Consider the following 554-nt stretch of genomic DNA (forward strand, 5'->3'; position numbering starts at 1 on the left):
GGCATCGCCCTTGAGCGCATCCAGCCGGGCAAGCCGCAGCAGAACGGGCGCCATGAGCGTTTCCACCTGACCATGCTGCCGATGGCCAAGGCACCGGAGGCCGACAGGGCGGCTCAAGCCCAGGCGTTCGAGGCCTTCCGGCGCAGCTACAATGAGGAGCGCCCGCACGAGGCGCTTGGCATGGACACCCCAGCACAGCATTACCGTCCCTCGACCCGTCCCATGCCCAAGACGACCCCCGAGCCGGATTATCCGGCCGAGGCGGCGGTGCGCAGCGTGCGCCAGAACGGCGCCGTCAAATGGCAGGGCGCCGAAATCTACGTCTCGGCCACGCTGGCAGGCGAGCCGGTTGCCATCGAAGAGACCGAGAACGGCGAATGGGCGATGCGCTTCTATGCCCATCCGCTCGGCTTCATCGACCACAAGCACACGAAACTGGTTCGTCGCCGCGCCGCGCCAACCAAACCGCTTGGCGCGCCGACGAACCAATCATAAGGGGGAAAACTGTTACCTATGTATCCGGTTCAAACTGTTACCCATCTATCGGCTGGACA

General features: G+C 64.6%; 1 protein-coding gene. It reads left to right on the top strand.

The features are described from left to right. Window positions 1-495: integrase core domain-containing protein (locus NKH03_RS34945; RefSeq protein WP_352973405.1), on the top strand; the 495-nt coding region annotated here is incomplete at its 5' end. Window positions 496-554: the final 59 nt, after the last annotated feature.

Origin of the sequence: Mesorhizobium sp. M1406 (assembly GCF_040317555.1) — a bacterium.
Classification (GTDB): domain Bacteria; phylum Pseudomonadota; class Alphaproteobacteria; order Rhizobiales; family Rhizobiaceae; genus Mesorhizobium.